Source organism: Streptomyces sp. WMMB 322, from assembly GCF_900090145.1.
In the GTDB taxonomy this organism is placed as follows: Bacteria; Actinomycetota; Actinomycetes; order Streptomycetales; family Streptomycetaceae; genus Streptomyces.
The window spans coordinates 1-687 of record NZ_FMHI01000021.1 but is presented as its reverse complement, the minus strand read 5'-3'; the positions used below and the strand labels follow the sequence as shown (position 1 = coordinate 687).

Sequence of the window (687 nt, the reverse complement as noted above, 5' to 3'; positions counted from 1 at the left end):
GGTTCGGGTACGCCGACGGGGTCGGTGGTGTTCGACTTCGGCGACGGGAACCTGTCCGGTCCGGTGCCGCTGGTGTCCGGCGTGGCTTCGACGACGCATGCCTATGCGACGACGTCGGGTTCTCCGTTCACGGTGACGGCGACGTATGGCGGCAGTGCCAACTTCAGCGCATCGGTTGGAGCCGACACGCACGGGGTGAATGCTGCTGGGACGTCGACGGCGGTGGCGGGTGCGCCGGATCCGTCGGTGGTGGGTGAGTCGGTGACGTTCACTGCGACGGTCTCGGCGGTGTCTCCGGGTTCGGGTACGCCGATGGGGTCGGTGGTCTTCGACTTCGGTGACGGCAACGTCTCGGCGCCGGTGCCGTTGTCCGGTGGCGTCGCCACCATTTCACATGCGTACGCCACGGTTGGTGGTTCGCCGTTCACGGTGACGGCGACGTATGGCGGCAGTGCCAACTTCTCGGGTTCGTCGGGCGTGGATTCGCATGTGGTGAATGCTGCTGGGACGTCGACGGCGGTGGTGGGTGCGCCGGATCCGTCGGTGGTGGGTGAGTCGGTGACGTTCACTGCGACGGTCTCGGCGGTGTCTCCGGGTGGGGGTACGCCGACGGGGTCGGTGGTGTTCGACTTCGGCGACGGGAACCTGTCCGGTCCGGTGCCGCTGGTGTCCGGGGCGGCTTCGACA

General features: G+C 68.0%; 1 protein-coding gene. It reads left to right on the top strand.

What is annotated here, in order from left to right:
• Nucleotides 1-27: 27 nt before the first annotated feature.
• Nucleotides 28-687: Ig-like domain-containing protein (locus tag H180DRAFT_RS28780; RefSeq protein WP_175437827.1), on the top strand; the 660-nt coding region annotated here is incomplete at its 3' end.